The sequence below is a fragment of the Paenibacillus sp. N3/727 genome (genome assembly GCF_022637315.1).
In the GTDB taxonomy this organism is placed as follows: Bacteria; Bacillota; Bacilli; order Paenibacillales; family Paenibacillaceae; genus Paenibacillus_AQ; species Paenibacillus_AQ uliginis.
In genome coordinates this window covers 4,961,154-4,974,825 of the sequence record NZ_CP093336.1, presented here as the reverse complement: position 1 = coordinate 4,974,825, position 13,672 = coordinate 4,961,154, and the positions used below count along the sequence as shown (strand labels likewise).

Here is a 13,672-nt window from a genome sequence, read left to right as displayed (position 1 = left end):
AATGAGGAGAGGGTAGATCAATGATGAAATGGATGCGAACCACCATACCTGCTATTATGCTGTGCCTTATCATAGCAGTTGCTTCCCCAGCTGAGGCGGATGCTGTTACTAAAGGAGGAAATGAAAGCGTTATCTCACTAAAAGCTGAAACTTCTACAGTATCCAAAGGTGATGTGGTGAAAATAAAAGTTTCGGTCCACCATGTTACAGATTTATATGGTATTCAGTTCCGCGTGAAGTATGATGCATCAAAATTGGCATTGAAAGAAGCTGTAGCGGTTGGTGGATATAACGATTTTGGCGGTAAGAAGACAGATGCCGATAATGGAACGGTTCTCCTGCCTCTGCTGCGGGAGCAAGTGTCAAATGTGTCAGAAGTACCTGCTCTAGACATCGCTGAACTAAGCTTTACCGCTCATGAGGCGGGTAAGGCAACTGTCGAGCTGCTAGAGATAAAGGCAGTTTCAACGGAGTCTTTTAAGAATGAAGCAGGATTGAAAGATTTGAAGGCAATTACAATGATCGTTCAGGGTCCATTGAGCATATCCGTCCAGGGTTCCACGAATCCAGGCGTGCCTTCAAATCCCGATACTCCCTCATCTCCAAGCACACCGGTAAACCCTGGGGGTCAGAATACAGCACATGGTGATTTAACGAAGGCTCTCAAGGAAATTGAACAAATGCTTAATAAACGTCAGTTGAAAGAGGCGGTATCTGCGGTCAGCAGCTTGTTTGCCAAAGAAATCCCTTCTTTCTCGGTCGACAAGCGGACGCAGTGGGAAGCCACGTTTAAGAAACTGATCGAAGATCTTCAACGGAGTGTAGCCCTGGGAACAGATTCCTCAGACGGATCTGCCACAATAAACGATGAATCCTTGCAGTTTGCCGTGAAATCAATATCGGATCTGCTAGCACTGTCCAAGAGGCTTGGCCTGCAAACAGAAGGAGACAAGCTTATCATCTTACCGCTTGCTTCAAATACAAAACCGGCGACGTCACTTCACATGACGCCAGAACAAATGGTGCTGTTAGAAAAAAACGGAATGACGATGGTATTGGAGTGGGGACAGAGTAAGGTGAAGGTTTATCCTGAATCGCTTCCGAAGAAAAGTGCTGTACGGATAAGTCTTTCTTCCTCGTCATCAACGGTTAAAGGATACAGCAATGAACTGCGTCATCTTGTTTCCTATAACCTGGATGTGTCGACGGTGGCAGGGGCTGAGAACGTATCTGTTACTCAATTGCCGGGTATCATGGGCCTTGTCCTTCCATTCAAAGCAGTTGATGGACAGCTTCATAAACTGGGCGTTTATGAGTGGGACGAGCAAACCGGTTCTTGGAAATACATGCGGAACGCCAAGCAGACGAATGGGCTGTATGAGCTTGGAGTCAATAAACCGGGTACTTATGCGATTATGGAATATTCCGTGGATTATACAGACATTCAGAAATTATATAACGAGGCAAAACACGCCGTTGAAGCATTAACAGCGAAGCATTTAATGTTCGGAACAGGGGAGGGGAAATTTTCACCTAACCAAGAAATAACGCGCGCTGAATTCACTTCGTTACTGGTAAGAGCGATGAATCTTGAGGTTCCAACAAATACACCGAATGTATTTAAGGATGTGAAAGCGGGGGCTTGGTATACCGGAGAAGTGTATGCTGCCTGGAAAGCGGGAATCGTCAAAGGGAACGGCAATAGCTTCCAACCTAATGAGAAACTGACCCGGGAGCAAATGGCCGTTATGCTGATGAATGCAACCGGCGCTGCCGGAAAATCCGCGGTTTCAGAAGGCCATAACAAATTCCGGGATGATGATCAGATTAGCAGCTGGGCGAAAGAAGCCATCTATTCCGCTAAGGAAAAAGGATTCATTAAAGGTAATGCACTTCATCACTATTCTCCAAAGGAACATGCTTCCCGTTCAGAAGCGGCAATCATATTGCTTCGCTGGCTAAACCAAATATAAGGAGGGAGTCTATTGAAACTTTTACGGCAAGTGTTGATTATATTTACCGCTTTTATTCTCTTGATGACAACGGTGCTCACTGTCACTGATGCTCCAACGGCTGATGCTGCGAGTGGATTCCAAACAAAAGAGATTGAAATTCCAAATGCCGGATTTGAAGAAGAGGTTATCGATTCTGTTATACCGGGATGGACACCTTTGTGGAAGCCTTATGAAGATGCTTACTATGAAGTGACAACTGACCGCGCTTATTCGGGGAAAAGCAGCGTGAGATTTAGAGATACATCAACAACAAGAGGAGCAATCATTCAGAGCGCTCTCTTGCCAGTCAAACCGGGAACAGAATACACTGCTTCTGCAATGATGTATCTTGAAGAACCTACCGTAGCGGCAACACTGCTCCTTCGTTTTTATGATGAGAATAATAAGCAGGTAGGCGCTGATGCTTTATTCCATTATCGAAGTCCTAAAAATGAGTGGTTTAAAGGCGAGGTAAAGGGGATTGCACCTGAAAACGCAAAATATGCATCCGTCTTTGCATCACTTAGTAATTTTTTTACCGCGGTCGCTTATTATGATGACTTCAAATTGACCTATGAACAGCAGGATATGAGTCTTTCGCTGCTCGCACCTGCTTCAACAACGAAAGACAAACCGGTTACGGTAAATATTTCGGTAAATGATGCCGTGAATCTTTATGCGGCTGACCTGAGTCTCACCTATGATACAAAGGCTCTGAAGGTTACCGAGGTTAAGCTTGATCCCGAATTTGAAGATGGTCAGGAGGCTTTTCTGACTTGGAAGGATCAAAATGGAAAACTTCGGATTATAGCTTCTCAACTCAAAAACCATTCTTTAAACGGTAATAAGACCATCGCGAATATAACATTCCAGGTACTGAACCAGACAGGAAATACAACGCTTACTATTCAGCGAGACTCTATTCTTGCACCTATTAATGCCCAGGTTGATCAAGATCTTGTCCTGCTGCCGAGTGATGTCAAAGCCAGGATTACAATCATGGATAGTGAGGAAGACTTGAACCGCGACGGGGTGGTGAATCTGGTTGATTTGTTGCTGATCGGAAAAAACGTAGATAAGAAGCCGGATGGAGCTATTCAACACTATGATCTGAATGGGGATGGAATTATCGATATCACGGATGTTGGCTTAGTTGCTCTTAAAGTGATGAAAAACTAATTTTCTTATGGAATAACGAGGTTGCTACAAAATTTTTGAGGAGGAATACGATGCATATGAAGCTGAAAAAATGGATGATGCTATTATTCGCTATCTTAATAATATCTTCTGTAACGTTCTCCGGCGCTTTACCCGCTGGAGCGGCGAGCGGGGAAGCTGTTCGTTTCAAGGGTGAAACTTTTGGACAACCGGTAGATCTCGGTGTGCCTGTATCCAGAGTAGCCGTTAGTGATGCTGTGGTCGGCAAAGAGGATGGAAGAGATGTATTTTATACAACCGTTAATGGTGACACGGCTATTTTCAATGTCGTGGATGTTATGGACAACAAATTAATCCGTTCTTTTCCATTAGACGGAACCCAGCAAAGCTGGAGACATACGATCGCCCCGGACGGAACCGTGTATATCGGCGGGATTACGACATCCGGACAAACCAAAGGCGACTTATGGGCATATTCGCCCCTTACGAAAACCGTACAAAATTTAGGAGAGCCGATTAAAGGAGAGAAATCGATCTGGACCTTGACCACGGATGAGAAGGGGAATGTGTATGGCGGTACCTTTCAAAGCGGCAAAGTGTTTAAGTATGATCCCGTGAACAAAAAGTTCCGTGATTATGGCAGTATGGTTCAAGGACAAGAATATGTCCGGTCCATTGCATATCATGAAGGTTATGTATATGCCGGAATCGGAACAAAAGGCGATGTGGTCCGCCTGAACGTGGAGACCGGCGAGAAGCAGGTCATCTCCGATGGAGTGGCAGCCCTACTCGGTGTAGAAGCGAGTGCTGTTCCTTTTGCCTATGACATGACAGTCGTGAATGAACTATTGGTAGTTAAGTTTGGTGATCCGGCCATGACGCTGCTGTTTTACGATTTGATAACAAAAGAGTGGCTGCCCCACAAAGTCGGGAAGGATGCGGGAGGCGTTACAGGTGCAGGCGTCTTTTCATTCAACCAGCTGGTTGCGAGAGACAACAAATTGTATGTACCCGCCAATGGTCATGTGACGGAAGTCAATCTGGATACGTTCGAAACGCGTCTGACCGCCATCAAGTATGGAACGTCGTTCCGGGGCGCAGGATGGGTGGAATTCGATACGAACGGCAAAGAGCAGTCCTTTGCGACGATGAAGGGCAACGGCGACTACAGCATTTTTAATGTCGTGGACGAGACGATTGAAAACTTCCCGTCCGTTCTGCAGGGGCAGCCGAATCCGATTCACAATATCGAACAGGGACCTGACGAAAAGCTGTATATGTCCGGTTATCCGGGAGGCATAGCCGCCCAATTCGATCCAGTAACTCTTAAATACACAATGTTTGTCTTGGAACAAGCCGAGGGTATGATCGCCCATGGAAATGATATGTATTTTGGCGTATATCCGGGAGGACATGTTTATAAAGCAGATACGACACAATCTGTACCCAAAGCCGAAAAGGTATTTACCATTGGTGATCATCAGGATCGGCCTTATATCATGAAGACGATGGAAGACAAAATCATGATCGGGACCATTCCGGACTACGGGCAGCTTGGCGGAGCACTTACGATTTACGATCCGGTTACAGACAAGCATGAGGTATTCCGGGATATCGTCAAAAACCAGAGCATTGTTGGACTCGCCTATAAGGATGGGTATATTTACGGCTCCACGACGGTGCATGGCGGATTGGGCATTTCGCCATCGGAACGATCCGCAAAAATGTTCGTTTGGGATGTGGCTAACAAGAAGAAAGTGACCGAATTTACGCTGGATATTCCGGGGTTAAGCAATCCGCCGATGATCAGCGGACTGACGGTGGGGCTGGACGGGAATATTTGGGGCGGCGTGAACGGGATTTTGTTTAAGCTGGATCCGAAAACCTATGAACTGATCGATTATAAAAATATTTATTCGGACATTAACAATTACGGCATGTGGCGTCCTTATCATTCCTACTGGAGCAAAGACGGACTGCTGTACATGGATCTTGCCGACCGGATTACAATCATCGATCCCAAAACCATGGATCATGTTCGTTTAGTTCCTGACAGCATGGAAGTGAAATTCATGAACATAGCGAAAGATGCTAACGGCAGTGAAAATATTTATTATGCAGATGCATCCAGCATGGGGAATCTGATGATGATCCCAATTTCGGATGCTGAATATGAAAATGCCGGTCAATTAAAGCTTGCCGCTCCGGCCTCAGCGAGACCTGGACAGACGGTTTCCATGACACTTCAGATGGAACAGGCGTCGCAATTATATGGTTTCAAGGCTAAAATTCAATATGAAACAGATAAATGGGAAGTCGTTAATGTCAGTGCAACCGAGGCCTGGAAAGAGCAGGGATACATGACATGGGCTAATGAAGGCGGCATCCTTACGCTGGTAGGAACCCAATTAAAAGAGAATAGTATTAACGGTGATGCCAGCCTTGCTGAAATTACATTAAAAGCCATCGGTACTGAAGGTGATACTGTTGTTACGCTGTTAAAGGGAGCGGAAACGATTCGTTTAGACGGTGATCAGACAGGACATATCGATGTGCTTGGGCAGGATAAGCCCGTAAAAATTTCAATAGGTTTACCGAAAATTCCAGAAGACTTCAATGGCGACGGCAAGGTTGATGTGCTTGATCTGATGCTGATTTCGAAACAGGTTGGACTTTCGATTCAAGATCATAACCGCCATATGGATTTGAATGGGGATGGAAAGATCGATGTAGCAGACATGGCACTTGTCGGTCTTAAGATTATGAATTAAGTCCGGCATTGACCGCACCGGATTGTTCGGATAGCTAATCCAATTGCTCAGCTTGATGTTTTGCGTTCAATCAAAATAGTTGAGACTAATGGCTTCCGTACAAAAATCTGGTGACCAGGATCATTTTATGTCCGTTCAATGATATACTCTTTATAGACGAAGAACGTCCTTTTGCCTAGCGGCTGAAGGGCGTTTTTTATTTCTATTGAAAGGGGAGCGTATTCGAATGAACTTTGAACAAGCGCATCAAGCATTCCTCGACCGACACCTCGACTCTCAAGCAGGTGAGAGAAGAGGGCGACTTCTCAGAGGACACAACTATGCTGAAAAGCTGCTGCTCCAAAATGTGTGATGGCCTCTGTTCGGTAATCTGGATCATCTGCACCCCGAGTATGAGGTTTATGATTGGAACCGTAAATTACAATTTCTAGATTTCGCGTTTATGCCTCCGTTTGGTCGTTTCGGAATAGAGTGTGACGGCTTTCAAAGTCATGTCAAAGACATGGACCGTGAAAGATTCAGCTACGCTCTGAATCGAGATACATTTCTTACAGGAATGGGATGGAAAATGATTCACTTTTCCTTTGACGATGTGCAAAACCGCCCCGAAGTATGCCGCATGCTACTGCAATTAGTCATAAGTCCGTATCTACTTCGCAACAAGACTGTGTCTTCAATCTCACCTGTTGAAAGAGATGTACTCCGGCTGGCATGGAGCATGGGAAAACCGTTGCGCCCGAAAGATGTTGTTGACTGTTATCAAGTAAATTTTCGTACTGCTCGCAAATGGTTGCAGGTATTAGTGGAGAAAGGGCTGCTCCGTTCGATCGTTCAAGGCAAATACACTTGTTATTATGAAGTGAGGGAAAACATTTCGGAGCAGTTGTTGTAAGAGGAGTATGGTTAACGATGCTGTATCTGCACGTATACGCTGACCTAAACGATTATGGCGTCTTAATCTTGTATGTTATACAACAATGGACTGGCAGAAGGCCTGAATATACTAATATTGTTGTAAATTCTACAATAATTCCCCCTCACATGAGGCTAACAGATTATTTATTATCCGCTTTGTTGTATAAAGTGCAACAATGCGGCTTTTGGCGCAGAGTCACGAAGTGATGTTGTACTTTGTACAACTTTCTACATCCAATTGTGTAGAACCGAATTTTTTGAGCCAGATATAGCACTATCAGTGCGTAGTTAAAGCTTGCAGGATGTAACACTCAGCGGCTTGCCCACACACTTTCAGTACTTTTCCCGTTTTCGCATCAATGCTCACGCTGATGTCGTAAAAGTCCTCGCTGTATCCTTCCATCCAGTTCGCCAGTTCTTCCGAGTAGAACCAGAACAAGTGGATTCTGGCCTCAGGATCGTTCCTGAGCGAATAATCCTGACAATCGATATAGCAGCATCCTCTGCCCCATGTTCAAAGCCGGTGCAGCTTCAAATTCATTGTAATTAGATCGCTGATCGGCTTTTCATCTTCAATTACCAGTATGTTCGCCACTTTCAGGTCCTCCTTAAGTTGTATCAGTTTATAGCTGTGGTGATTGTACAATCTATTAATAAGTCATGTAACTCTATTAACCACTTTTATGCTCCTCTTCATAAGCTTTGATCGTACCAACGATTATTCAACCGTATCAACTTTTTTACAACTGCACGCATGCGAAGTAAAAACAGCAGTCCATACGAAAAGATAACGATTGTCGTCTTCGTCCTTCTCTAGTTACAATTCAATCCGTAAGACCATATCCATACCGGGGAGGAACGCAAACATGAAGCAGATTAAAGATGAAGGTATTCAGGATGCCAGCAGGTATGATCGTGCACCGCAGCTGACCAAAGAGCGCTGCAAAGAGGCGATGGACTTTATTGTGGGACAGGTGGACCGTAATCTTGAAACATTCGAAGGCACTTTTCCTTCCGAAGCCAGTACGAATAACGTTTACAGGCAGGTTGGAAATACCGAATGGACGCCGGCGTTCTGGACGGGGATGCTATGGCTTGCCTATGAGACGACAGGGGATGCGAAATACCGCCTGGCGGCCGAAAATCAGCTGGGCAGCTACAAGCAGCGGGTAGAAGAACGCCGTTACACAGATACGCATGATTTGGGTTTTCTCTACACATTGTCCTGCGTCTCCGCTTACAAATTGACTGGAAATGAAGAGGCCAAGGACCTCGCTTTGGCAGCCGCGGAGCTTCTTTACATCCGCTATTTGGATAAAGCGGGGATCATTCAGGCATGGGGGAATTTAAGCGATCCAAGGCAGCAGGGCCGAATGATTATCGACTGCTTGATGAATCTGCCGCTGTTATATTGGGCCAGCGAAGTGTCCGGTGAACATAAATATCATGATGCTGCGGCTTCCCATGTCCAGATGGCGGCACAATATTTGATCCGGGAGGATGCATCCAGCTTCCATACCTTTTATATGGATACCGAAACGGGTGAACCGAAGTATGGCTCCACCGCCCAAGGGTATGCGGACGGTTCCTGCTGGTCGCGCGGGCAAGCCTGGGGGATGTACGGCTTCCCGTTATCTTACCGCTATACGGATGATTTCGAGCTGATTGAGCTGACGAAAAAAATTACGAATTATTTCTTAAACCGGCTGCCGCAAGACTACGTCAGCTATTGGGATTTGATCTTTACGGAGGGCGAAGAAGAGAGGGACAGCTCCGCCGCCGCCATTGCCGCCTGCGGCCTGCTGGAAACCGCCGGGCATCTGCCGTTGGCCGATTCCCTTAAACGGCTGTATGAAAACGCAGCCCTGCTCATACTGGAATCCTTGATCGACAATTACATGACGCGCGAAACGCCGGAATCCAACGGCATTCTGCTGCATGCGGTGTACAGCAAGCCGGGAGATAACGGCGTGGACGAGTGCTGTATCTGGGGCGATTACTACATGTATGAAGCGCTTGTTCGGGTCACCAAAGACTGGAAGCCATATTGGTAGAAGGGAGCGGTAACGATGGGGAAAGCAAGTGGCGCGGAGAACGGGAACAATCATGCAGGGATAAACGGGAGGGATCCGCGGACGGCATGGTGGACCGAGGCGAGATTCGGCATGTTCATCCATTGGGGATTATATGCGCTTCCGGCGCAAGGCGAATGGATCATGTATGCGCAAAAGACGCCGGTACTTGAATATGAGCAGCTGGGGAAGCAATTCAATCCAACGGAGTTCGATGCCAAAGCTTGGGTATCCCTGGCGAAGGATGCGGGCATGCGGTACATCGTCATTACGGCCAAACATCATGACGGCTTCACGATGTATCACTCGAAAGCAGATCCATTTAATATCGTGGACTCGACGCCTTTCAGCCGGGATCCGATGAAGGAACTGGCCGAGGCCTGCCGGGAAGCGGGCATCGTCTTATGTTTCTATTATTCGCATGTGATCGATTGGCATCATCCGCATGCCGTTCATAAAGAGCATAACAATACATGGGATTACAAGCTGGAGGAGAAGCGATTTACTGAATATTGGGAAGGAAAAGCAAAACCGCAATTAAAGGAACTTCTTACGGAATACGGCCGGGTCGGCCTATTGTGGTTCGATACGGCCGGAGGTTTGTCCGAGGAGGACAGCAAGGACATCGTAGAACATGTGCGCAGTCTTCAGCCGGATTGTCTAATCAATTCCAGGGTGTCCCATTACATGGGAATGGGCGATTACGTGTCCAAGGGAGACAATGAAATCGGAATGAGCGGCGAGGACACCAGACCTTGGGAGACGCCGATGACGCTGAACCAGTCCTGGGGATATACGACTCGAGATCAGATATGGAAAACGGCGGATGCATTAATTCAAAAGCTCGTCCATGTCATCGGGAAAGGAGGCAACCTGCTGCTTAATGTCGGACCGACTCCGCAAGGAACCATCCCGGAACGGTCTGCGGAACGTCTGCGGGAGGTCGGCGAGTGGACCCACCGTAATGCGGAAGCGGTATACAGTACGGAAGGTAGCCCTTTCCCATGTGAGCTGGATTGGGGGGCAATCACAACAAAGCCGGGACGGATGTATCTCCATATGCATAATGCCAAGTGGCCGGCGGGCAGTCTGCGGTTGTGCGGTATCCGAAATAAGGTATCGCGCGCCTATCCATTGGCAGATCCGAATCAAGCAGGATTTGAGGTCGAGCAGACCTACGATAGAAAGCTGAACTTGCATACTTTGAAGCTTCACCTGCCGCCGCATCCAACGGATCAACATGTATCCGTCATCGTTCTGGAGCTTGAAGGCGAAAACGACTTTGACCGTACTTTGACCCAAATGCCGGACGGCGTTTTTCAGCTGGATGTCCCGCATGCGCAAATAAGCATTCTCCGGGCTGCTGACGAAGAGCAGGAACTTCCCGCGCTGCGGTGTGCGGAATGGAATTTCAAGCTGATCGCGCCTGGCACATACGAATTGATGCTCGTCAGTTTTAAGCGTTATGACAAGGAATTGGCTGATTTGTATACGGAGCCCATTCTGCTCGAAGCGGCCGGGCAAAGTATCGTCAAAAATCTTGTGGAAGACGCGGTGGATGAGCATTCTCCGTCATGCCAGCATCCGTATACCGCCGTTTTGTCTCGGATCGGATATATCACCTGGGAACAGGCTGGAATGCAAACGTTGATGATTGGTTCGTCCAAACTGAAGGATCCATCCCCCCGGTTTACAGAAATATGGCATGCCGATTCGGTCAAACTCCGGGCAATACGGCTTGTACGCGTCGCTGATTAGGAAAAATTACTTCGCATGAATCAGATGATACACATAGATGATACAGATTGCTGAAAAACCCGACACGACAGGCTATTTCAGCCTGGTTGCGATGAAGCGATCTTAAGAAAAGATAGAAAAATGAAGATTCGTCAGTCCGGAAATCTTACGAAAATACAAGGCTGATGAAAATGTTCCAGTTTCTTGCGAAGGGGACCACTCCCTATACTTTAGATACCGGCTTGATCGAAATAAAACCAAAGTCCGGCGATTTAGTAACAATCAAAAAGGAGGCGCTTACATGATGGGGAAAGGCAAAAAATTAGGAACCGTTGTATTAGCAGCTACTTTGGTTTTATCGCTTGCGGCATGCGGAAGCAGTTCTGGAAATGAACAAGCCAAAGGGGGCACATCAGCAGAGAATCAGGCGGGCGAGACGAAAGAGCTTACAAATCTCACCTATTGGGTAAGCATGCATTCCGCAGTAGCGGCTCAAATGAAAACATATGCCGAGATGGGCATGTACAAGGAGCTGGAGAACATTACCGGCGTGAAAGTGGAATTCCAGCATCCGCCGACAGATGCGGCCCAAGCGCAAGAGCAGTTTAACCTGATGATGGTTTCCGAAAAGCTACCAGATGTGATCGAAACTTCATGGATTGGATATCCGGGAGGACCGGAGAAAGCCATTCAAGACAATAAAATTATTAAATTAAATGATCTGATCGATCAACATGCACCGAATTTGAAAAAGCTGCTGGAAGAGAATCCCGATTGGAAAAAGCAGGTGACGACGGATGACGGAAGCTTGTTTATGTTTCCGTTCTTCCGGGGCGGCGAAAAGGTACAGGTGTTCTATGGACCTTCGATCCGCAAGGACTGGCTGGATAAGCTTGGACTGGAAGTTCCTACAACCATTGATGAATGGCATGAAGTACTGAAGGCTTTTAAAGAAAAAGATCCGAACGGTAACGGCAAGGCGGATGAAATTCCGCTTTATCTCACCAAGGATGACGTGGGCGTTGGCGCTCCTTTCCTGGGAGCCTGGGGAATCAACTACGGTTTCTATCAAATCGATAATCAAGTGAAATACGGTCCGATCCAGCCGGAATATAAAAAGTTTCTGGTCACGTTGAATCAGTGGTATAAAGAAGGCCTGCTGGATAAGGATTTTGCGGCTCCGAACGACAAGCTGTTTGACGCCAAATTGACAGGCGACCAACTTGGTGCGGCTCCTACATATAATGGTGGCGGTATCGGTAAATATGCCAATCTGATGAAGGATAAAGACCCGAATTTCAATCTGGTGGCTGCTCCGTATCCGGTACTGAACAAGGGCGACAAGGCGATCTGGGGACAAAAGGATTTCGCCACGAACGGCTTTGGTGCCGCCATCACGACAAGCAATACGAATCCGATCGAAACGGTAAAATGGCTTGACTATGCTTATGGTGAAAAAGGAGATCTGCTGTTCAACTACGGCAAGGAAGGCGAAGCTTACAAAATGGAAAACGGCAAGGCGGTCTTTTTGCCGGAAGTGCTGAATCCTCCAAGCGGGGTCAGCTTGCAGCAGTCGTTTGCCAAGCATAACCGTTCAACCTGGAGCGCGCCTTTCGTTCTGAGTGATGATTTCCAAATGCAATATCTGGCTTTGCCGAACCAGCGGGAGGCGCTGGAGGTTTGGTCTCAGCCGACAGGTGAACGCAGAATGCCGCTCGTCACGCCAACCAAAGATGAAAGCTCGCAGTACGCTTCGCTCATGACGGATATCAACACTTACCGGGATGAAATGTTCTTGAAGTTTATTATGGGCGCCGAGCCGCTCGAGAACTTCGATAAATACGTGAAGAAAATTGAGACCATGGGTATCGAAGATGCGATCAAAATTCAACAGGCAGCTCTTGACCGGTTCAACAAGCGGTAATTGTTCCAGCAAGGCAAGTGCCTTTTCGGCCCGGGGGATGAGCGGTTCATCTCCCGGTTTTTCAAAAATTCCGGAAAAACTTTACGAGAATTACGACATGGAAAGGCAGGGAGACGAATGTGGCAGGTAATAAATAAAAGGCGGATGAACAAGCGGCCGGTGAAAAGCAACATGGATCTTTCCAAAGGTCAAATCATACGGAAGGACCTGCGCCGGAACTGGATCATTTACTTGATGGCGCTGCCCGTCATTGCCTATTATCTTATTTTTCACTACGGTCCGATGTACGGTTTGCAAATCGCGTTTAAAGACTATACGCCTGCCGACGGCATATGGGGAAGTCCATGGGCCGGATTCAAGCATTTCGATAGTTTTTTTAACGGCATCTATTTCTGGAGACTGATCCGGAATACCGTGCTGATCAATGTCTACGACCTGATTTTCGGGTTCCCGTCAGCGATCATCTTGGCCATTCTGTTGAATGAAATCCGAAAAATGATGTTCAAACGCGTTGTTCAAACGATTTCTTATTTGCCGCATTTTATATCGATCGTTGTTGTTGCGGGCATGCTGTTTGATTTTTTGAGCCGTGACGGCCTGATCAACCAACTGTTAGGTTTTATCGGGGTTGAACCGATTGACTTCCTGAAGGAAGCCGGCTGGTTCCGGTTTATTTTCGTATCGTCCGGCATTTGGCAGGGTGTGGGCTGGGGCTCCATCATATATTTGGCTGCGATTGCCAATATCGATCCGACGTTATATGAAGCGGCCAAAATTGATGGGGCGAACCGCTGGAAGCAAATTTTCCATATTACGATCCCGGGAATTATGCCTACGATTGTGATCATGTTCATTCTGAATATGGGCAGCCTGTTGTCGGTCGGCAGCGAAAAGGTGCTCCTGCTGTATAACCCGCTCACTTATGAAACGGCGGACGTGATTTCCACTTACGTATACCGCAAAGGTATTTTGGAGGCAAGTTACAGCTTCTCGGCGGCGGTTGGTTTGTTTAACTCCGTCATCAGTTTGATTTTGATCGTGTCAGCGAATGCCATCAGTAAACGTGTATCCGAAAATAAATTGTGGTAAGGAGGAATCAAA

Annotated in this window: 8 protein-coding genes; all 8 read left to right on the top strand. The window is 47.0% G+C overall.

The window, feature by feature from the left end; all coding sequences use genetic code 11:
• Positions 1 to 20 precede the first annotated feature (20 nt).
• Entirely contained in the window at positions 21 to 1,973 is a 1,953-nt protein-coding gene (locus tag MNQ98_RS23150) for an S-layer homology domain-containing protein (RefSeq protein ID WP_241930352.1), read from the top strand.
• Between the two features lie 12 nt (positions 1,974 to 1,985).
• A complete protein-coding gene (locus tag MNQ98_RS23145; protein WP_241930351.1) occupies positions 1,986 to 3,173 on the top strand; it encodes a cohesin domain-containing protein in 1,188 nt (395 codons plus the stop codon).
• 50 nt (positions 3,174 to 3,223) lie between these two features.
• Positions 3,224 to 5,923: a cohesin domain-containing protein gene (locus MNQ98_RS23140; RefSeq protein ID WP_241930350.1), complete on the top strand. Its 2,700-nt coding sequence runs from the start codon at positions 3,224 to 3,226 to the stop codon at positions 5,921 to 5,923.
• A 358-nt stretch (positions 5,924 to 6,281) separates the two neighbouring features.
• On the top strand, positions 6,282 to 6,815 hold the full coding sequence (locus tag MNQ98_RS23135; RefSeq protein WP_241934015.1) for a hypothetical protein: 534 nt from the start codon (positions 6,282 to 6,284) through the stop codon (positions 6,813 to 6,815).
• Positions 6,816 to 7,704: 889 nt separating this feature from the next.
• On the top strand, positions 7,705 to 8,892 hold the full coding sequence (locus tag MNQ98_RS23130) for a glycoside hydrolase family 88 protein (RefSeq protein ID WP_241930349.1): 1,188 nt from the start codon (positions 7,705 to 7,707) through the stop codon (positions 8,890 to 8,892).
• Positions 8,893 to 8,907: 15 nt separating this feature from the next.
• Positions 8,908 to 10,668, top strand: coding sequence for an alpha-L-fucosidase (locus tag MNQ98_RS23125; protein WP_241930348.1), 1,761 nt, complete (start codon positions 8,908 to 8,910; stop codon positions 10,666 to 10,668).
• Between the two features lie 280 nt (positions 10,669 to 10,948).
• Positions 10,949 to 12,571, top strand: a complete 1,623-nt coding sequence (locus tag MNQ98_RS23120) for a type 2 periplasmic-binding domain-containing protein (protein ID WP_241930347.1) — start codon at positions 10,949 to 10,951, stop codon at positions 12,569 to 12,571.
• Positions 12,572 to 12,742: 171 nt separating this feature from the next.
• Positions 12,743 to 13,660 (top strand): ABC transporter permease, encoded by a 918-nt coding sequence (locus tag MNQ98_RS23115; protein ID WP_481856786.1) that lies wholly within the window; start codon positions 12,743 to 12,745, stop codon positions 13,658 to 13,660.
• Positions 13,661 to 13,672 lie beyond the last annotated feature (12 nt).

What these genes read in the sequence shown, in the direction of transcription:
- MNQ98_RS23140 (WP_241930350.1), top strand. Translation starts at nt 3,224, where the DNA reads ATGCATATGAAGCTGAAAAAATGGATGATGCTATTATTCGCTATCTTA.
- MNQ98_RS23125 (WP_241930348.1), top strand. Translation starts at nt 8,908, where the DNA reads ATGGGGAAAGCAAGTGGCGCGGAGAACGGGAACAATCATGCAGGGATA.
- MNQ98_RS23120 (WP_241930347.1), top strand. Translation starts at nt 10,949, where the DNA reads ATGATGGGGAAAGGCAAAAAATTAGGAACCGTTGTATTAGCAGCTACT.
- MNQ98_RS23130 (WP_241930349.1), top strand. Translation starts at nt 7,705, where the DNA reads ATGAAGCAGATTAAAGATGAAGGTATTCAGGATGCCAGCAGGTATGAT.
- MNQ98_RS23150 (WP_241930352.1), top strand. Translation starts at nt 21, where the DNA reads ATGATGAAATGGATGCGAACCACCATACCTGCTATTATGCTGTGCCTT.
- MNQ98_RS23115 (WP_481856786.1), top strand. Translation starts at nt 12,743, where the DNA reads ATGGATCTTTCCAAAGGTCAAATCATACGGAAGGACCTGCGCCGGAAC.